The sequence below is a fragment of the Pseudoalteromonas sp. Z9A4 genome, from assembly GCF_011378845.1.
GTDB classification, from domain to species: Bacteria; Pseudomonadota; Gammaproteobacteria; order Enterobacterales; family Alteromonadaceae; genus Pseudoalteromonas; species Pseudoalteromonas arctica.
Genome location: NZ_WTLA01000002.1, coordinates 331428 through 350343 on the forward strand (window position 1 = coordinate 331428; position 18916 = coordinate 350343).

Below are 18916 nucleotides of genomic sequence, written 5' to 3' on the forward strand. Positions count from 1 at the left end.
AAGGGCATTGATATGAATATATTCGTTATTTTAATTGGTTTGTTTGTCGCGCTAGCGATACTTATTCCATTGCTTGAAAAATATCAAAGTAAAATAGGGCTCAACGGTGCAACCAAATACAGCAAATATATTTGGCCATTAGTGATGGTGTCTTTAGTTATTCAGCTCATTTATGTATTAATGTACTAATGGTTTTTAGCGTACACAAAAAAGCCTTTGCAGGTTTAACCTGCAAAGGCTTTTTTAATGTTTATTAATAAACTTTATTTAAGTGCTAACTGTAGCTCGCGATTGCGCTCAAGTTGGGCAATAAAATTATCTGCAATAGGTTTAAACTTAGCAAGTTCTGAGCGAGGTAATGGCTCTGACTTAGGAAGTTTTACTGTTTTAGGATTACGGTGAACGCCATTTACTAAAAATTCATAGTGTAAATGCGCGCCAGTAACACGACCCGTAGAACCTACAGTACCAATTTGTTGGCCCTGTTTAACTTTTTGGCCCGTTTTAACTAGTTTCTTATTTAGGTGTAAGTACTTAGTTACATATTGTGTGCCATGGCTAATAAAGACGTAGTTACCGTTGTACTTGCTGTAACCCGCTTTAACTACCTTACCGTTCCCTGATGCAACCACCGGTGTGCCAGTGCGTGCCGCAAAGTCGATACCACGGTGCGCTCTAACTTGCCCAGTAACTGGGTGTAAGCGACGAGGATTAAAGCTCGAACTAATATACTTAAAGCTTACAGGTGCACGTAAAAATGCTTTTTTCATGCTACGCCCTTCAGGCGTATAAAAATTGCCGTCGGTATGGCGAATCGCTGCAAAGCGCTGACCTTGGTTTACAAATTCAGCGGCAATAATTTTACCGGTACCAATAAACTCGCCATCAACATAATGAGACTCATAAATTAAGCCAAACACATCGCCTTTACGAATGTCGTTTGCAAAATCAACATCCCAACCAAATATGTCAGCAAAGTTCATTATTTGACGTTCGCTTAAACCAGCCGCTATTGCTGAAGTCCAAAAGTTGTTAGATATCTCGCCGCCAGCGGTTTTAGTTAACGTTTCAATTTCTTTACTATCAATAGCTGTATCGTAGTTACCTTCTTCATTTAAGGTAACAAATAAAGTATCGGTTTTTGAAATCACATAGCGCAGTTGAGCCAAAGAGCCATCTTCAGCTGTCGCAAAGCTAAGTATTTCACCGGGGTGAATTTTAGTTAGCTTGCGCGTTTCTGCGTTAGTGTTAATTAGTTTATGGAGCGTTTGAGCTGAAAAACCAGCACGTTTGAAGATAATTGCTAAATTGTCGCCATTTTTAACTTTATGATCGACAAAGTCGTATTCTGGTAACTTTTCTGCTGCTTGCTCTGAATTTAACTCAGTTAATTTTTCGTTGTCATCAACTTTAACTTGTAACTCATAGCGCTTGCCTATCTCTAATGCATCTGCATTATTGTCTTTAGAAGCAGTCGCTTTTTCAGAAGGAAGAAATGCCAAGCCGGCAATAGCAGAAACTAAACCTAAAATAAGCAATTTGTGTTTTTTTGGGAGAGTGTTAACCACGTGAACCATAACGTGCCTTTTTCTGCTGTCAAGATAATAAATACATAATATTGCAGGATATACTTAATAATGTACGAATACTAGTGCTTTGTAGATTTAAACTAACCTTAAACTACGCTAAAATCAGGGTTAGGAAGCCTTTTTTAACGTCCTATCTAGCTAAGACTCAATTCATTTTGTTTAGTTGCATTAATAACTTAAAAAGTTATTTTAATTAGGTAGAAATTTGTTATGTTAGCTACATATATATATTCGGTTTAAACCTATATTAAACCGTGATTACAAGTAACTAGTCCGCCCCTTCGTAGGCAGAATTTTGGAGTAACACAAAGTGGATTTACAAACCGCTCTAGCAGAGATAAAACGCGGTGCAGAAGAAATATTAATTGAAGACGAACTAGTTGAAAAACTAAAGTCGGGCAAAAAGCTAAAAATAAAAGCTGGCTTTGATCCTACAGCCCCTGATTTACATTTAGGGCACACTGTACTCATTAATAAAATGAAAACCTTTCAGGATTTAGGTCATGAGGTTATTTTCTTAATTGGTGACTTTACTGGCATGATTGGCGACCCAACAGGTAAAAACGTAACGCGTAAACCACTTACTCGCGAAGACGTACTAGCCAATGCCGAAACATATAAAGAACAAGTATTCAAAATTCTAGATCCTGCTAAAACCACTGTTGCATTTAACTCTACTTGGATGGAAAAGTTAGGCGCTGCAGGCATGATTAAACTTGCTGCAAACCAAACCGTAGCACGTATGCTTGAACGCGATGACTTTAAAAAGCGTTATGGAAGTGGCCAACCAATTGCAATTCATGAGTTTTTATATCCACTGGTACAAGGTTGGGATTCGGTTGCACTAGAGTCAGATGTTGAACTAGGTGGTACTGATCAGCGCTTTAACTTGCTAATGGGTCGTGAGCTACAAAAAGTTGAAGGGCAAAAGCCGCAAACAGTATTAATGATGCCATTACTTGAAGGTACTGACGGCGTTCAAAAAATGTCTAAGTCGCTTGGTAACTACATTGGTATTACTGATGCGCCAAACGATATGTTTGGTAAAATAATGTCAATTAGTGATGTGCTAATGTGGCGTTATTACGATTTATTAAGCGCGCTTTCTATTGAAGAAATTGCAGCTCAAAAAGAACGTGTTGAGCAAGGTACTAATCCGCGCGATATTAAAATAGAATTAGCTAAAGAGTTAATTGCTCGTTTTCATAGTGAAGCTGATGCACAAGGTGCACATGATGATTTTATTCAGCGTTTTCAGAAAAAAGCGTTACCAGATGAAATCCCAGAGCTGACAATCACTATCGCAGAAGATACTATTTTAATTGCTAACTTGCTTAAAGAAGCAAATTTAGTAGTTAGTACGTCAGAAGCAATGCGTATGATTAAGCAAGGTGCAGTTAAACTTAACGGTGAAGATAAAATCACTGACACCAAACTTGAAATAGCAAAAGGCACAACAGCTATTTACCAAGTAGGTAAACGTAAGTTTGCAAACATCACTGTAGCTTAAACGCAGTTTAAAAACTAAAAAACCAGCCTCGGCTGGTTTTTTTGTGCTTGTATTTTGGGGTCTGTAAATAGTTACGAGGTAGTCACTAAATAGTCACTAAATCACTTTTAATATTTCGATACTTACAATTACTAACAACCAAAATACACGCGCTTGATTTAATCTATTAATTATTACAGGTACATCCTCCGGTGTAGGTAGTCTATCAGTACCAATACGCATTTTATTAAAGCGAGTACCTAAATAAACTGCTGGCCCGCCCAGTTGCACGCCAAGTGATGCAGAGCACGTGCTTAACAGCCAACCTGTATTTGTTTGATAAAAATGTCTGCCGTAATACTTAATGTAGCGCATGCTTTGTTTGCTCGCTCTACTTGCTGCAATAGTTAAAGCCAGTAAGCGCATCGGTATATATTCAATAATAAACAACAGAGTTTTAAGCGGTTTTAAAAAGTAGCTATTTGGGGATATGCCACTACGCCACGCTTGTTGTATTAAGGTAAGCAACCGATAGGCGAGGGCAGCGATAGGGCCAAATGCTAAAAATATAAATATAACTACGAAATAGTATCTAGCAGTGCGCAGTATTAAGCTTTCAATTAATGCTTTGATAATACCAGGAGATGAAAGCCTATTAACTTCACGGGCAAGCAGTGGTTTTAGTAATTCGCGTGCTGTCGATTTTTGATTTTGTTTAGTTAACTTTGCAATTCGGAGCGCTTTTTTATCAATACTCTTACTCTCTAAGCATAAATATAAAATAAGACCTGCGAGTAATTCTGGGTAAAAAGCAAATTCGAGTAGTAACATTACAATAATAAGAATGACACTTAAAATGAGCGTACTTGCGAGTATTGCAGCTAAATATTGATAGCTCTTAGGTTCTTTGCTTTTGTATATGCGTTTGCCAATCGCACTAAAAACAGCATTCAATGCCGTATTAGGATGATACCAGCTAACAATGGGAATAAAGCGCTCAGCAAGGAGCGCTAGTACAAAGGCAATAAAGTCCAAGTGGTTTTGAACAATATTGCTAAGCATTTACAGAGACACTGCAGTTAGCTTTTCTAAAAGTGCGACAACCATTTTAGATGAGTTGATTGATGCAGTTTCTAGGTATTCTTCAAATGATTGTGGTGACTCTTTACCTGCAATATCAGACATTGAGCGAATTACAACAAACGGTGTATTAAGCGTAAAACACGTTTGTGCAATTGAAGCGCCTTCCATTTCAACGGCAAGCATTGTAGGAAAATCACTACGTGCTTTATCAATACGTACCGGGTCACACATAAATGTGTCACCAGTACAAATTAAGCCAACAAGTGTTTTAACATCACTGATCTGTTCGATTGTTTGTTGTGCTGCTTCAACTAATTTAGGGTGAGCTGCAAAGCCTGCTGGCATTTGCGGTACTTGGCCAATTTCGTAGCCGAAAGCAGTGACATCTACATCGTGATGACGTACTTCTGACGAAATTACTACATCGCCAACACTTAGAGAAGGATCGAATCCACCGGCAGAGCCTGTGTTAATTACGCAATCAGGTTTAAAGTTATCGATAAGTAACGTGGTTGCAATCGTTGAGGCAACTTTACCAATACCAGATTGAACAAGTGTTACTGTGTTACCAGCTAGCTCGCCAGTATAAAAAGTGAAACCTGCTTTAGTTAAAATTTGTGGGTTTTGCATTGCTTCACGTAAAATTTTAACTTCTGGCTCCATTGCGCCAATAATACCAACATTCATAATGTTTTATTCCTGAGTTTGAATTACTTGATTATACGTGAAGTTAGCTATAAAAAACAAAAAAGCGAGCAGTTTTCACTGCTCGCTTTAAATACTTTTTAGGAAGGTATTTAATTCGGTTTTTAAATTTCAGCTAAAGCAGTTGTTTGTGCTTTGGCTTGAGAAGGTGAAAGTACCGCTGGCTTATGTGAGCGGTTACGAACAGGACGCTGCGTTTGTGCTGCTGCAGGCTTACCAAGTTTAAACATAATTGCATCGCGTACTTCAGAAGGGCGGTAGCCCGACTTAACTTTCATACGAATATGTGGAATGCCGGCAGACTCTAGTGCGCCATTTACAAACCAGTCACGTTGAGCTTTGTGGCCACCTTTATTGGCATTGTTAACTAGGTCAACGGCCGCAACAATAGTTAGTTTTTCTTTATCGATTAGCACGTAATCAAGCTGTTTATTTTTAGCTTTTGCTAAAGCAGCACGTTTAGATTTTACTGAAAGGCCTTGCTTACAGTCAATAACATCAACTAACTTAACGCGACTAACAATTTTATATTGATCGCCAACAGCACGCTCTAGAAGATTTAAAAAAGCCCCTTCAACCTGTGTAAACACAGTTTGCTTGCGGATAAAAGGGTACGGGTTTCCGCCATCGTCATTAAATTTTGACGCAACAACAGAGGCCCCGACAACTAATACTAGGATTAATAATAAAGCGAATTCCATACGGTAACTCCATAACAACAAATTGACACTGCTCAAACAAAGCAATTTACGTGCCTAAAAAGTGTGAGTTATAAAATAATTACCAACTGTTTATAAAAGCTAAAGCGATGCAGCTATTAAGCTTTGTATCCACCTTCAATACCTTTAACCGCAATAGCTACAGCATCGTGTGCATGGAGTGATTCATAATGGTTTATTTGCAGCCAGTAATCGCTGTAATTATCAGCTTCTAGCAAGGCTTTAATTTTGCGCGCTGCATCTTCACAAAACATTAGATTTTGGCCGTTTAGGCGGGCAAACTCTTGCTCGTCTTCACGTTTTACAGCCGCTTGTACAGGCGTTTTAAGTTCTGCTTCAAGAGTATTTATTAGAGTCACTACATCAAACTCTTGAATGTTGCTATCAAGCTTTACTTTTACGTTGGCAATAGAGCGCTGCGAGTGAGGTGTAGCAACTATGCCTTGTGTAGTGCCTAGCCATTCGTGCACATCTTTTTGGCTTAAGGTTTCTTGGTTAAACTTTTCGTTAAACGCGTTTTGTATAAGCTGGCGTGCAAGTGCTGCAGAGCAAGGGCATGTTGAAGAATAGGTAACATCTACGGTTAGCTCGTAGCTAATAATGTTATTTTCAATTGTACTGGTAAGTACAACTGGGTAGCTTTTCCAGCCCGCTTTACCACTTAATAGTGATTTACGGCGTAGCGGTAATTCAAATTTAAATTCAATTTGTGCTTTATCGCTCAGCCCTTCGTGGCTAGTTATAAAGGTATCGAGTGCTTGCGCTATTGTTTGCGGATTGACTTGCTGCTCAGTTGAAAGCAGGTCAAGTGCTAAAAATAGACGTGACATATGAATGCCTTTGGCATCTTCTTTATGCAAATTTACAAATGCACGAGCTTTGGCATTTACTGTAACTGGAGATAAGTCTAGTGACTCAAAAATAAATGGCAGTTCGATTTCGCCCATGCCAACCCAGTCTAATTTACCTGTTTGTAAAGCGGGTGCAGTGTCTGCTATATCTGGCATATTGGTTTGCATGTGCGCTACTCGTATTTTGGAGATAATAAAGCGGGGCATTTTACACTAAATAATTTATTGCTGAAATGATGAGTTTAGGGAATGAGCAAAATCAAACATGAAAAATTTTGTTTTTATCGCACAACATGGGTAGTGGTAGGAGAAAAATGCTAAAATCTGGGAAAATGGTATGTTTATACATGCGCATTGCCTTCTTTATATTTAAGCACACAGCTAAGAGATAAAATTACGTATGACCGATTATTCTTTGAGCCCTTGGGCTCGGGTACTTTCCAGCTCAATAACGCGATTTGGTGAATTTAAAACCGCAGCTATTTGTTACACTTTATTTTTAACTGTATCTCTTATTTTATCGAGCATGTTTTATTATGTTGCGATAGGCGAATTACACCTTGTTGATATTTTGGCTGTGGTATTTTTTACCGCTGTGGTTTCCCCTTTAATTATAAGTGTATTACTTAATTCAATTCGTCAATTAGATGCCTCGTATGCTTATTTAGATAGTGCAACCAAACAGGAAAAACTCTTAAATCAAACCTTAAAAGATAATATTAGCCGTTTGAATATTGAAATTGATGAGCGTAAAATGGCATTTCATGCCAAGCATCGCGCTATCGAAGAGCTGCGCCGAGAAATTGCAGAGCGTAAAAAAACACAACAAGAACTTGCTCAACAAAGCATGCTGCAGCGCTCAATAGTTGATTCATCTCCTGATTTATTTTATTACCGCGATAACAATGGCGTATTTGCTGGTTGTAATAAAATGTTTGAAGAAGTAATGGGCAAATCAAGTAGTGAGCTAATTGGGAAAACGGTTGAGCAAATATTTCCGAGTCACTTTTTATCTGAGGTTTTAAAAACTGATAAGGAAGTAGAGCAAAGCCATAAAGCGCTGACTATCGATGTGGGTTATGAAGTAAATGGTGAAACACGTTGGTTTGAGCTGCGTAAATTACCTTTTATAAATGATGACGGTGACTACATTGGATTACTGGGTTTTGGTCGTGATATCACTAGCCGTAAAGAAGCAGCACAGGCACTCGAAACAGCTTATAAAGACAAAGGTAAGTTTATTGCTACACTGAGCCATGAACTACGTACACCATTAAATGGCATTGTTGGTTTAACGCGTATGTTATTAGATACAGAGCTTAATAAGCAACAGCGTAGTTGGGGTAACACTATTTTTTCGAGCGCTGAGACACTCGGGAATATTTTTAATGATATTATAGATTTAGATAAAATAGATAGAGAGCAGCTCGATATAGCAACCAATTCTATTAATGTTTCTGATTTTATAAACGATGTAGTTAATTTTGCAGGCTTAATAGCAGAGCAAAAAGAGCTTGAGTTTGATATTAAACGCAATGGCATACTTGATGTTTACGCGCAACTCGATCCGACTCGATTACGCCAAGTTGTTTGGAACTTGATTAACAACGCCGTTAAGTTTACTCAGCAAGGGAAAGTAACACTCGAATGTAGCAGAGAAAATCGTGTAGAAGGCCCATGGTTAGTTATTAAAGTATTGGATACCGGCCAAGGTATTCCACCAGAGCAGCTTGCCCATATATTTGATATGTATTACAAAGCGCCGGATTTAAAAGGAACCAACGCGATAGGCTCAGGTATTGGTTTGGCTGTAACTAAGGCACTTGTAAGTGCAATGAAAGGGATAATTACAGTCAATAGTACCGAAGGCGAAGGAAGTTGTTTTACAGTGCAAATACCGCTTAGTTTATGTGTTGCACCAACAGAGCAAAGCTATGTTGGCCGCGGTTTGTATATTCTACTAGTAGAAGATGTGCCTCTTAACGCCGAAATTGCTACAAACCTATTAGAGCAACGCGGCCACGAAGTATTATGGGCTGAAACCGGTGAAGATGCGCTCTCGTTTGTCGAAACCGAAGATGACTTAGATTTAGTACTACTTGATATGCAATTGCCAGATATAAACGGTGACGTGGTTGCTAAGCAAATACGCTCAGATAGCCACTTCGATAAATTACCTATTGTCGCTTTAACTGCCAATGTACGCAGTGCTGAAAAAGAGCTTGAAGGTATATCAATACAAGGTGCGTTGGCTAAACCAATTAACACAGTGAAGCTTGATAAAATGCTGGCTGACTTATTTGGTATTAAGCAAAGTGAATGCACAGAGCCACAGCTAAAAGTAAGTGAAGAGGCGCTAGAGGGCATTGATGCACACTTATTAGATATTGAAACAATAGAAGACTTTGTAAATTCGATGGGCTTAGTTGTATTTAGACGCAGTAGTCAGTTATTTGAAAAGCTAAGTCCACAATATCAGCAAGAATTACTTACTTCATTAAATGCCGGCGATAGGGAAGAGTATGAATCAGTAGCACATAAACTTAAAGGTGCGGCTGGATCGGTAGGTCTAAATGATGTGCAGCTTCATGCCAAGGTAATGGAGCATGGTGCGATTGATGAATCTGATGAAGTATTAAAGCAGTGGTTAGATGTTTTAGAAGATAAAATAAATGAAGGACAAAAAGCCCTTCATTTATTTTTACAGCAATTAGAGTAAAACTAATTAGCTCTAATTAAGCGTCAATTTTACCAATGAAACGGTAACCTTCACCATGGATGGTGCTGATTAACTCTGACGTTGAGTTATCACTTTCAAAATGCTTACGAATGCGACGAATAGTAACGTCAACAGTACGGTCATTTGCACGAAGCTCACGGCCTGTCATATGCTTAATTAATTGCTCGCGGCTGAAAATACGACCAGGAGAATCAAGCATTAAACGAAGTGCTCTGTATTCACCTTTCGGCAAGCGCTTAGCATCGCCACCAGGTGAGGTAAGGCAACGGCTATTTTCATCAAGTTCCCAACCGTTAAACGTAATAACACCATTTGTTTCTAGTGCTGACTCTTCACCGCCTAAAGCAGTACGAGTAATAAGGTTGCGAGCTCTAATAGTTAATTCACGTGGGTTGAATGGCTTAGTAACATAGTCATCTGCGCCAATTTCAAGACCTAAAATACGGTCAACATCGTTGTCACGACCGGTTAGGAATATAAGACCCACTTTACGCTTTTGGCGTAATTCACGGGCTAAAATAAGACCGTTTTTACCAGGAAGGTTGATATCCATAACTACAAGATTAACGTCATCGTTATTTGTAAGCTTGTCATGCATATCATCGCCATCAATGGCTTCAATAACTTTGTAACCTTCAGCTTCAAATAAACTAACTAGGTTCAGTCGAGTTACGTCTTCATCTTCTACGATTAGAATGACTGGCGTTTGCATTATTAATTAACCTTTTGGAATATTTTATTTATAAAAAATCGGTGACGAATTTATAACCGATTACTAGAGATTATAGGATTATACCCATTTGTTAACAAGGAAAAAACAAATTGGATAAAAATAAAACAGCAGGTTGTCCAAAGTCTACTAAAAAGGGCAGTGCAAAAACTACTGTTTAATTGATATATACGTGGATGTAGCTATTTGAATTATAAAGTCGAAGCCATTTCCCTTTAATAATTGATACATCATTCAATCAAACAGGGTACTTAAAATAATCAGACTAATTCAAAGCAAAACTATATCACTTTCTAACCTTTCATCAATGTATGTGATACAGCAAAGATAAAAAAGTTCATAAATCGTTTGGTAATAATTATTTAATGCAATTAAATAATGTTACGCGCTTATCACATGCCTCATTAATGAGGTCATTTAATGCTAATTCAAGGATAAATTTTAAATATATGCACTTTTAGTGATCTTTATTTAAGGGATAGTAATTATAAAGCGAGCACCGCGTTTTTCTTCAAGATCAAACATAACTCTTCCACCGAGTGCCTGTGTTACTAGGTTATATACCAAGTGCATGCCTAAGCCGCTTGCACCTTGTCCACGCTTTGAAGTTACAAAAGGATCAAAAATTCTATTTTTAATATTTTTATCAACGCCTTGACCATTGTCAGAGTAAACTATTGTTAATTTTTTCCCTACCAGTTCTACGTCAAAGCGAATTTCATTATTTTCTTTACCTATAAATCCATGAATCACAGAGTTCATAAGCAATTGCTGAAACACTTGTTGCAGAGGCTCAGACTTACTATGAATAGCCAAGTCGTTCGGGCAGTTAATAATAACGGCAGGCTTTTTAGGCAGTAATTCAGATTGAATCGATGTTAAAACATCACTTATTAATTTATGCACATTAATATAGGTATTAACACCGTCGTCTTGAATAACGGCGACTTTTTTAAAGTTAGATATCAGGTCTGCAGCACGATTTAGATTACGATAAATTAAGTCTAAGTTTTCAATACCTTCATTTATAAAGCGTTTTAAATGGCTTGAGGTTAGTTTTTTATCGTCAAAGCTTTGTTGTATATCTGCCAGTTTATCTCGTAGTAATGTAGAACCAGTAATCCCTAGCCCTATTGGTGTATTCACTTCATGGGCAACCCCTGCAACCATTTGCCCAAGCGATGCCATTTTTTCATTTTCAACAATTTGTGTTTGATACTGATGCATTCGCTCAAGAGTTGATAAAAGCTCTTGGTTTGCTTCTCTGAGAGCGATTGTTCGCTGGTTTACTTTTTCTTCAAGACTTTGGTTTAACTGTTTTATTTCTTGTTTATCTTTTTCGTGGCGCTCCAGTTGCCTCTTAGTACGTGTAAGCATAATATTTAAACTATTTGAAAGAGCGGTTATTTCTTTTACATCGGTTATCGGCGCGCGTGCATCATAGTTATGATTTTTAGATACATCCTGTAATAGCATGCTTAGCTGCTCTATTGGCTTGGCTATACGTCGTTGAACTTTTATAGCAATAAAGTAAACAACGATTAAAATTAAGAGTGTTAATAACACGTCTATTAATATTTTTCTTTCAATATAGGTCTCTAAACTTTCGAGACTCCCTCGCATATATACATAACCTACCAACTGTTCGTTATCGTAAATAGGACGGGTTAATTCAATATGATCGCTCGTAATTCGTGGCGTTTTTAGCTCATCAACACTGTCTATTCTTAACGGCACTGGAGGCATTTTTTTTGCATTGAAGCTAATAAAAAAAACGGGTTTTTGGGATGCTTTTTCTATTGAATAAATATGTATGTTTTTTACAAGAGGGATATTTTCAAATGATTTAAGGCGTTTTTCTTCTGTTTTTCTATCATCCTCAATTACTGAGTTAGCAGCATCGAAAGCTACAATTTCAGAAAGTATAACGAGTTTATTAATGATTAATTGCTTTTGCTCCTTAACGCTCAAGTACGTCGAAATAGAAATAGAGAGCGATAAGCAAATAGCTGTAATAAGCATAATTAAATTTAGGAGTGCTTTACGAATGCTACTTTGTTGAACTTTTTTAGGCATTATTTCGTTATCGCCTGAATTAATTTTAATTATTTAGAGTTTTAGTTTAGCAAAAACGGAGGGAAGTGAAGGATAAAAACTAAATTAATTCTTATATTTATTCGAAAGTTAGATTAAGCACGTTTGTGCTTAATCATTCTATAAAGTTAAATTAGCTACTATACACAGCAAATTTATTGTTCTTAAATACAGTTTGATAGCTTTCAAATTGCGTTTCTAAAATAGGCGGGTACTTTAAAAAGCTGTTAGCAACAATATTCAGTTTTCCTAACTTAGTTAAATGCTGTTTTGCATTTGCTAAAAATGTTTCTGCTACTGTGTAGTCAGTCGCAATACCAGTATGAAAAGGTGGATTGCTAATAATTAAATCAAACTTACCGGTAATGCTTTTAAGGCCGTTACTTAATATCGCTTCGCCTTTGATGCTGTTAAGCTTCAGAGTTTGCTGTGTTGCGTAGGTTGCCAGTGCACTTACATCACTACACACAAACTCAAGTGCTGGATTATGCAGCCCTAAAAAGGTTGCTATTAAACCTGCGCCACAGCCAAAGTCGAGAACCCTACCTTGCTTAATTGTCGGTGCGTTTTCGAGTAGAACTTTCGTTCCCATATCTAAACTACCGTGATTAAACACCCCTGGGACACTAATAGCTGTAAACTCGGTGTCGGCAACATTAACAACAAACTTTTTATGGTAGGTCGTAATATCAAAATCAGGGTGCTGGGTAATCTCAGCAAATGAGTAAAGAACGCAGTGCTTAGCTGAATCAATTTTGTTACTAAACTCAGCTTTACCAGCTAATTGCTTTTCAATTGATTTAACACCACTTTTATTTTCACCTACCACCAATAGTTCGGCATCATCAGTAATAGCAGATCGAATATTATCAAGCGCCATTAATAACTCAGGTTTTGATTTAGGGTAGTAAAGAATAACTAAATCGTAGCCGTTGCCAGGTATTGTGTGGTTTACATGAATATCAACGTCTTTAGTGTTTTTAGCAAACTCACCGTTAGCATGGTTGTAGCTAAATGCAGTTACCTTGCTTTGTGGGTTAAGTTTTTTAAGCTCTGTTAAAAAGCCATCTTGAACAAAGTTGACCACCAAGATAGATTTGCCCGTTAGTGCCTCGCTATTACGAAGTAACAGTAAACTTGGGTTGGTTAGTACGCTCATAAATGGCTTTGCCTTACAGTATGTTTAGTTTTATTAAAAATAAAAGTGAGTGCTTAAAGTTACTAATTACTCAGTACGTTCAAACATTAAATCCCATACGCCATGACCTAGGCGATGCCCGCGCTGCTCAAACTTAGTAAGCGGACGCAAATCTGGACGTGGAACATAATCGTTTGTTTCTGATTGGTTTTTAAAACCAGGAGCTACATTCATTACTTCGAGCATATGCTCTGCATAGTTTTCCCAATCTGTTGCCATATGAAAAACGCCACCCATTTTAAGTTGAGCTCTTAGTTTTTCAACAAACTCAGTTTGTACGATACGGCGTTTGTGATGGCGCTTTTTATGCCAAGGATCAGGGAAAAATAACTGCAGTGTTGTTAAGCTTTCATTAGGTATACAGTCAGCAAGTACTTCAACAGCGTCGTGTTCAAAAATACGTAAGTTAGTAATGCCTGCTTCATCAGCATCCATTAAACAAGCACCAACGCCTGGGCGGTGTACTTCAATACCAATAAAGTTTAGGTGTGGAGCATTTGTTGCCATTTCGACAAGTGATTTACCCATACCAAAACCAATTTCTACTACTACATCGTTGTTGTTGCCAAAAACTTCGCTTAAATCAAGCATACCGTTTTTATGCTCTAGGCCCATTGTTGGCCAGCATTTTTCGATTGCAGCGGCTTGGCCTTTGGTTAATCGACCTTCGCGTTTTACAAAACTGCGAATGGTGCGGATGTATTTACCTTCTTGCTTAGCTTGCTCAAGGTTAGTGTTGCTTGATTCACTCATATTATTGGCCTGACAAAAACAATGTGTTTAAAAATGGTTGCATATTATCCCTGACCGAGCCCGCAATCACAAGTATTAGCTGGTTTTACACGCCCTATAGCTTGATCTTTTTATTAACTACAATAGACTGAGCCGCCATTGAGCATCAGTAAAAGTACAATATGTTGGATTTAAATAAAGAACAGTCTAATTTGTTTTCTAATCAAATCGTTGATTGGTATCACCTTCATGGGCGTAAAACACTCCCGTGGCAGTTGGGTAAAACACCTTATAAAGTATGGGTGTCTGAGGTGATGCTGCAGCAAACTCAAGTTATTACTGTTATCCCATATTTTGAAAAATTTATGCAAAGCTTTCCAGATATTATTGCTTTAGCTGATGCTGATGAAGATTTAGTACTGCATCACTGGACCGGTTTAGGGTATTACGCTCGTGCGCGTAACTTACATAAAACAGCTAAAATAGTGCGTGACAAATACCAAGGCGAATTTCCACAAACGCTTGATGAGGTAATGGATTTACCCGGAATAGGGCGCTCTACAGCGGGTGCTGTTTTGTCATTGTCGCTTGGGCAGCATCATCCAATTTTAGATGGGAATGTTAAGCGAGTCTTAGCGCGCTACTTTATGATAGAAGGTTGGTACGGTGTTAAAAAAGTCGAAAATCAGCTTTGGCACTTATCAGAGCAATTAACACCTAAAAATAATGTCACCGAATTTAATCAAGCTATGATGGATTTAGGTGCGAGTGTTTGCTCACGTAGTCGGCTTGATTGCGAGGCTTGCCCATTAAATTCAGGTTGTGGTGCCTTTAATGCAGGTAAAGTAAAAGAATTTCCACATTCTAAACCTAAAAAAGCAGTGCCTAAGAAGAGTTGTCATCAGTTAATTATTCAGTGCGGCGATAAAGTGCTTATGGAAAAACGCCCTAACAGCGGTATTTGGGGAGGACTATTTGGCTTTTTTGAATTTAATGAGTACGAGGAGCTTCAAATATTTTTAGCTCAGCAAGGATTAGAAGCCAACTTAGTAGAGCTTGAAGCGTTTATTCATGTGTTTTCACATTTTGAGCTGAAGATTAATCCGCATGTGCTCAATGTTAAGAACATTCCTGATGTAGTAAATGACAAACAATTAGTGTGGTATCCGCTTGATCAATCAATAGAGGTTGGCCTAGCAGCGCCAACTAAAAAGTTGGTTAAACAAATTACAGCAATAGTATAGAATAGCCCCATATTTAGCGTTAGAGAGAATCAATCATGGCACGTACAGTATTTTGTCAAAAGTTACAAAAAGAAGCCGAAGGGCTTGGCTTTCAGTTATACCCTGGTGAAGTTGGTGAAAAGATTTTTAATAACATCTCTAAAGAAGCGTGGGGTCAGTGGCAGCATAAGCAAACAATGCTTATTAACGAAAAGCATTTAAATATGATGGACCCAGAGCACCGCACATTTTTAGAAGAGCAAATGGTTGGCTTTTTGTTTGAAAACAAAGATGTGGAAATTGAAGGTTATCGACCGCCTGAAAAATAATATTTCAAACATAAAAAAAGGGCTAAATAGCCCTTTTTTTGTGTGACCATTTAATCACTTAACTCATCTTCTTGCTCAGAGATTTTAATTTGTTCTTTTAAAAATTGAGCTGCTTTAGAGTATTCAATTTCTAACTTGTCTCTTAAGTCTATTAACTCATCGGTTGTAAGTTCACCTTCTTTGCATTTATCTTCAAATGCACTTGAAAGATCTGCTACCACTAGAGCACCAATTGTTTTAGAAATAGATTTTAGTTGATGACAACCTTCAATTATTTCGTCTAAATCGTTAACCATTACACCTGAGTTAATACCTTTAATTAGCCCTTGGCTTTGTTCTAGATACATTTTAAAGAAACGAATTTGCTTAGCATTATCACCATTTACATATTTAGCGACTGCCTCCATATCTATAGGTAGTGCCATAGTTTGATGAATTAATACGCTTTGGCTTTGATTTAGCTTATCGCTCCAACGCTTTAAAGTATCTTCTAATACATTTAATTCTATAGGTTTGGTAATAAAATCATTAATCCCTACCGCTAAGCAGCGCTCTTTTTCACCTTTAAGTGCGTTGGCAGTGACAGCGATAATATAAGGCTGTGCATCAATAGATTCCAATAATTCGGCTTCATTACGGATTTTTTCTACCATATCGTAACCCGACATTTTAGGCATGTGTAAGTCGGTCAAAATAAGTGAATAGTCACCTTTTCTCCACATATTTAAGCCTTCTTCACCGTTGTTCGCTATTTCAACGGCAAAACCTAATATATGTAGTTGATCAGTCAATACTTGTTGGTTTAGGAGGTTATCCTCAACTAATAAAATCAATCTGTTTGATTTACGAGCTTGATCAATATTTAAATGGCTATTAAGTACCTTGGTTTTTTTTATTTGCTTGGGTGTATGTAAACCAGCAGCCACTAAAATAGAAAGCATGAAATTAGATTTGCATAAAGGAGAGGCGTTAATATAAAAAATGTTTTTATGATTGATAGCCGCTTCATCAAGTTTACTTAGCACAACTACTTGCTGGTTATAATCTTCCAATGAATAAAATAAGCGTCTTAGCAGTGCGTTAATTTTGTCCATATTATCTATGCCATCAGCGACCCAAATAATATCTTGTGAATTTTGATACTCTTCAGCTTCTTCTTCTGTATGCACGTAAGTAATTTTAGCGCCCATAAACGATAAGTAGCGGTACATTACTTTTTCACGTTCTAAGTGATTACTAACTACAATAATCTTCTTACCATTTAACGAACCTTTGTGCGCGTACTCAATTTTACCCGATGTACTAAACGGTAATTCAACAGTAAATTCACTCCCTATACCCGCATGGCTGGTGACATGGATAGTACCTAACATAAGCTCAGTTAAACTTTTACAAATAGAGAGACCCAAGCCTGTCCCCCCATATTCACGAGTGATTGAATTTTCTGCTTGAATAAATGGATTAAATATTTCGCGTAGTTGTGACTGTGTCATACCTTTGCCGTTATCGGTTACGCAAAAGCGTAGAGTAAAGTGATCAGCAGTGTTGTGTGCTACTTCTACTGATATTTTTACATGACCTTGTGTTTTATCATCAGTGGTAGTGAATTTAATTGCGTTGCTACATAGGTTATAAAGAACCTGACGTACACGCACACTGTCACCTGTAAGGTTTATAGGGATATCTGGTGCAATTGATAGCTCTAAATCAAGATTTCGCTTTTTAGCAACAGAGGAAAGCACTCGAGTAACTTCTTCAAGGGTATCTGAGACAGAAAATGGTGTTGGATCTATATTTAGTTTTCCAGCCTCAATTTTAGAAAAGTCTAGGATGTCGTCCAAAATACTCAATAATGAGAATGCTGATTCACGAATAATTGTACTTAAACGATGTTGAGCCCCATCAAGTTCTGTTTGGCGTAGTAAATCAATAGTGCCTATAACACCGTTCATTGGTGTTCTTATTTCGTGACTCATCGTTGCTAAGAACGTTGTTTTAGTATCGCTTGCTCGCTCAGCTTTTAATGTGGCTTGCTCAAGCGCTAAAGTACGATTTTGTACCTCGGCCTCCAAACCGTTTTGTAATTTATAAAGCTCTTTTTGTGCAGCTTCATTTTCACTCATTGCAGTTTGTACTTTTTGCAGTAATAAATTGATGTGTTTTGCTACAACACCTAAACCAATATCAAGTTGCTCATCAACGTTACTGTTATAGTTAGCACCTTCGGTGATCGATTGTAACTCTTGAGTAAGAATATCAGTACTTCTACGTAAGCGAGTATTAATGTACATATTAAACATTAAAGTAAGTATAAATAACGCAGCAACACTCGCTATCGCAATTATATAAGCAATAATTTGAGAGTCCTGAGCACTTAAAGGCATGGCTGGTAGATTTTGTTTAATAATAAGCTCGCCAATGGGCTGATCGTTCAGTGATAGCAGGTGATGTACAATCCCTTGCTCTACTAAGTGCTTTTCAGTTTTAACAGAGGTGATAGCTGGTTTACTGCTGCTATATACCAACTGAGTATCTGATGTAGCATTGAAGCGATATAGAGTATATTCAAAGTCACCGTCTAATAAGGAGGTTAAATCAAGTAACTGTTTTACTTTACCTTGACCATACATAGTTAATGCGTCAATCATAGGCAAGTCCAATCTATCGGCGAGCGTTACAATATTAACAGGTGGGGTTGGTTGAACAGTACTAACTTCAGTTTTTGTGTAAAATGAGTGGGCAACAATAGCAAGTGCTGTTACTGCAATATTAATGATTAAAAAAAGAGGTAGTAAGCCTTTTACCGGCGACGAGAATTTACTCTGCATTGATTGTTTCCAATTGATGTGTTTTCACTACGATAAGCCCTTACTGCACGTATCTAAGTTAATCGTAACATTTACAAAAAATAATTCACTACGGTTTTAGTCTGATTTAGTTGTATTTATTTTATGGTTATAGTTTTTTTGTGGTAAAAATGAACGTTATCAATAAAAAACACACAGGGTTGGCTGAAAACCGTTCAAACAGTTATAAAGAATAAAAAAAAAGTTGACTTGTAAGGGCAAAACTCGTTTAATACGCCGCACGCCCAGATAGCTCAGTCGCTAGAGATGAGTGGGAATTGCATTAAAAATCCTTTAAGATTTTTAATTAGCACTGTTTAAGTGCCTCGATAGCTCAGTTGGTAGAGCAGAGGATTGAAAATCCTCGTGTCCCTGGTTCGATTCCGGGTCGAGGCACCATTTATTAAAGTAGTGGTGTTTAATCAACAGTTTAAACATTATTACTCGTGCCTTAGCACACAGTTTTGTGTGCCGACTTAGCTCAGCTGGTAGAGCAACTGACTTGTAATCAGTAGGTCAACCGTTCGACTCGGTTAGTCGGCACCATTTATAAAGCTAAAAGTTAAATAATTATTTTATTTTTAGTTA

The 18916-nt window shown here is 37.5% G+C and carries 15 protein-coding genes and 2 tRNA genes; 7 read left to right on the plus strand and 10 right to left on the minus strand.

Annotation, left to right across the window (positions count from 1 at the left end):
• Nucleotides 1-12: 12 nt before the first annotated feature.
• A complete protein-coding gene (locus GQR54_RS03205; RefSeq protein WP_007583822.1) occupies nucleotides 13-189 on the plus strand; it encodes a hypothetical protein in 177 nt (58 codons plus the stop codon).
• 74 nt (nucleotides 190-263) lie between these two features.
• Here the strand turns inward: GQR54_RS03205 and GQR54_RS03210 are convergent, their stop codons facing one another.
• Nucleotides 264-1577, minus strand: a complete 1314-nt coding sequence (locus GQR54_RS03210) for a peptidoglycan DD-metalloendopeptidase family protein (RefSeq protein ID WP_007585425.1) — start codon at nucleotides 1575-1577, stop codon at nucleotides 264-266.
• Nucleotides 1578-1899: 322 nt separating this feature from the next.
• Between GQR54_RS03210 and tyrS the strand changes: the two genes are divergently transcribed.
• A complete protein-coding gene (tyrS, locus tag GQR54_RS03215; protein WP_007585427.1) occupies nucleotides 1900-3099 on the plus strand; it encodes a tyrosine--tRNA ligase in 1200 nt (399 codons plus the stop codon).
• Nucleotides 3100-3195: 96 nt separating this feature from the next.
• Here tyrS and ampE read toward each other — a convergent pair whose 3' ends face one another.
• From ampE to folE2, 4 genes are all read right to left on the minus strand, one after another.
• Nucleotides 3196-4140, minus strand: a complete 945-nt coding sequence (gene ampE, locus GQR54_RS03220) for a regulatory signaling modulator protein AmpE (protein WP_166376511.1) — start codon at nucleotides 4138-4140, stop codon at nucleotides 3196-3198.
• Nucleotides 4141-4848, minus strand: coding sequence for a 5'-methylthioadenosine/S-adenosylhomocysteine nucleosidase (gene mtnN, locus GQR54_RS03225; RefSeq protein WP_024607949.1), 708 nt, complete (start codon nucleotides 4846-4848; stop codon nucleotides 4141-4143).
• 122 nt (nucleotides 4849-4970) lie between these two features.
• Nucleotides 4971-5567, minus strand: a complete 597-nt coding sequence (locus GQR54_RS03230; RefSeq protein ID WP_166376512.1) for a DUF2726 domain-containing protein — start codon at nucleotides 5565-5567, stop codon at nucleotides 4971-4973.
• A gap of 116 nt (nucleotides 5568-5683) precedes the next feature.
• On the minus strand, nucleotides 5684-6604 hold the full coding sequence (gene folE2 / locus GQR54_RS03235) for a GTP cyclohydrolase FolE2 (RefSeq protein ID WP_166376513.1): 921 nt from the start codon (nucleotides 6602-6604) through the stop codon (nucleotides 5684-5686).
• A 232-nt stretch (nucleotides 6605-6836) separates the two neighbouring features.
• Between folE2 and arcB the strand changes: the two genes are divergently transcribed.
• Complete coding sequence (gene arcB / locus GQR54_RS03240; protein WP_166376514.1) at nucleotides 6837-9155, plus strand: aerobic respiration two-component sensor histidine kinase ArcB; 2319 nt, start codon at nucleotides 6837-6839, stop codon at nucleotides 9153-9155.
• A gap of 16 nt (nucleotides 9156-9171) precedes the next feature.
• On the opposite strand, the gene arcA is transcribed toward arcB, so the two are convergent.
• The 4 genes from arcA to trmB all read right to left on the minus strand — a co-directional run bounded on the left by arcA (nucleotide 9172) and on the right by trmB (nucleotide 13951).
• Nucleotides 9172-9888: a two-component system response regulator ArcA gene (gene arcA, locus GQR54_RS03245; protein WP_166376515.1), complete on the minus strand. Its 717-nt coding sequence runs from the start codon at nucleotides 9886-9888 to the stop codon at nucleotides 9172-9174.
• A 489-nt stretch (nucleotides 9889-10377) separates the two neighbouring features.
• Entirely contained in the window at nucleotides 10378-11982 is a 1605-nt protein-coding gene (locus GQR54_RS03250; protein ID WP_166376516.1) for a HAMP domain-containing sensor histidine kinase, read from the minus strand.
• Between the two features lie 151 nt (nucleotides 11983-12133).
• Nucleotides 12134-13159: a methyltransferase gene (locus tag GQR54_RS03255; RefSeq protein WP_166376517.1), complete on the minus strand. Its 1026-nt coding sequence runs from the start codon at nucleotides 13157-13159 to the stop codon at nucleotides 12134-12136.
• A 66-nt stretch (nucleotides 13160-13225) separates the two neighbouring features.
• Complete coding sequence (gene trmB / locus GQR54_RS03260; protein ID WP_007582957.1) at nucleotides 13226-13951, minus strand: tRNA (guanosine(46)-N7)-methyltransferase TrmB; 726 nt, start codon at nucleotides 13949-13951, stop codon at nucleotides 13226-13228.
• Between the two features lie 161 nt (nucleotides 13952-14112).
• Here trmB and mutY point away from each other — a divergent pair, with 161 nt between their 5' ends.
• Together mutY and GQR54_RS03270 are read left to right on the plus strand one after the other, a co-directional pair.
• Nucleotides 14113-15174: an A/G-specific adenine glycosylase gene (gene mutY, locus GQR54_RS03265; RefSeq protein WP_166376518.1), complete on the plus strand. Its 1062-nt coding sequence runs from the start codon at nucleotides 14113-14115 to the stop codon at nucleotides 15172-15174.
• A gap of 35 nt (nucleotides 15175-15209) precedes the next feature.
• On the plus strand, nucleotides 15210-15482 hold the full coding sequence (locus GQR54_RS03270; protein ID WP_007582954.1) for an oxidative damage protection protein: 273 nt from the start codon (nucleotides 15210-15212) through the stop codon (nucleotides 15480-15482).
• Between the two features lie 50 nt (nucleotides 15483-15532).
• Here GQR54_RS03270 and GQR54_RS03275 read toward each other — a convergent pair whose 3' ends face one another.
• The gene (locus GQR54_RS03275; protein ID WP_166376519.1) at nucleotides 15533-18310 is read right to left on the minus strand and encodes a hybrid sensor histidine kinase/response regulator; all 2778 of its coding nucleotides are present in this window, start codon (nucleotides 18308-18310) and stop codon (nucleotides 15533-15535) included.
• Between the two features lie 341 nt (nucleotides 18311-18651).
• Between GQR54_RS03275 and GQR54_RS03280 the strand changes: the two genes are divergently transcribed.
• Nucleotides 18652-18727 (plus strand) — tRNA-Phe (locus GQR54_RS03280).
• Nucleotides 18728-18798: 71 nt separating this feature from the next.
• Nucleotides 18799-18874 (plus strand) — tRNA-Thr (locus GQR54_RS03285).
• Nucleotides 18875-18916: the final 42 nt, after the last annotated feature.

Excerpts from the sequence above, each read along its gene's own strand:
- GQR54_RS03205 (WP_007583822.1), top strand. The coding sequence starts at position 13 with ATGAATATATTCGTTATTTTAATTGGTTTGTTTGTCGCGCTAGCGATA.
- GQR54_RS03210 (WP_007585425.1), bottom strand. The coding sequence starts at position 1,577 with ATGGTTCACGTGGTTAACACTCTCCCAAAAAAACACAAATTGCTTATT.
- ampE (WP_166376511.1), bottom strand. The coding sequence starts at position 4,140 with ATGCTTAGCAATATTGTTCAAAACCACTTGGACTTTATTGCCTTTGTA.
- mtnN (WP_024607949.1), bottom strand. The coding sequence starts at position 4,848 with ATGAATGTTGGTATTATTGGCGCAATGGAGCCAGAAGTTAAAATTTTA.
- GQR54_RS03230 (WP_166376512.1), bottom strand. The coding sequence starts at position 5,567 with ATGGAATTCGCTTTATTATTAATCCTAGTATTAGTTGTCGGGGCCTCT.
- folE2 (WP_166376513.1), bottom strand. The coding sequence starts at position 6,604 with ATGCAAACCAATATGCCAGATATAGCAGACACTGCACCCGCTTTACAA.
- arcB (WP_166376514.1), top strand. The coding sequence starts at position 6,837 with ATGACCGATTATTCTTTGAGCCCTTGGGCTCGGGTACTTTCCAGCTCA.
- arcA (WP_166376515.1), bottom strand. The coding sequence starts at position 9,888 with ATGCAAACGCCAGTCATTCTAATCGTAGAAGATGAAGACGTAACTCGA.
- GQR54_RS03250 (WP_166376516.1), bottom strand. The coding sequence starts at position 11,982 with ATGCCTAAAAAAGTTCAACAAAGTAGCATTCGTAAAGCACTCCTAAAT.
- GQR54_RS03255 (WP_166376517.1), bottom strand. The coding sequence starts at position 13,159 with ATGAGCGTACTAACCAACCCAAGTTTACTGTTACTTCGTAATAGCGAG.
- trmB (WP_007582957.1), bottom strand. The coding sequence starts at position 13,951 with ATGAGTGAATCAAGCAACACTAACCTTGAGCAAGCTAAGCAAGAAGGT.
- mutY (WP_166376518.1), top strand. The coding sequence starts at position 14,113 with ATGTTGGATTTAAATAAAGAACAGTCTAATTTGTTTTCTAATCAAATC.
- GQR54_RS03270 (WP_007582954.1), top strand. The coding sequence starts at position 15,210 with ATGGCACGTACAGTATTTTGTCAAAAGTTACAAAAAGAAGCCGAAGGG.
- GQR54_RS03275 (WP_166376519.1), bottom strand. The coding sequence starts at position 18,310 with ATGCAGAGTAAATTCTCGTCGCCGGTAAAAGGCTTACTACCTCTTTTT.